We start from the raw sequence: 245 nt of genomic DNA on the forward strand, positions 1-245 counted from the left end.
TCTCCTGACCCACATAGTGTGACCAGCCGCCGCCGCTTTGACCCACGCAGCCGCAGAACACCAGCATGTTGATCATCCCACGGTAGTTCATGTCCATGTGGTACCAGTGGTTCACCCCGGCACCGAGGATAATCATCGACCGGCCGTGCGTTTTGTGCGCCGTGTCGGCAAACTCACGGGCAATTTTCTCTATCAGGTAAGCCGGGACGCCGGTGATCTGTTCGCCCCAGGCGGGAGTGTAAGCT

1 protein-coding gene is annotated in these 245 nt (G+C 59.2%); it reads right to left on the bottom strand.

Annotated elements, in window-relative coordinates; translation table 11 throughout:
* A partial coding sequence (locus ACPYOJ_RS36295) for a molybdopterin-dependent oxidoreductase (protein WP_481420527.1) occupies window positions 1–245 on the bottom strand: 245 nt, incomplete at both ends.

This window comes from Rhizobium sp. SVR5-9E (genome assembly GCF_056755095.1).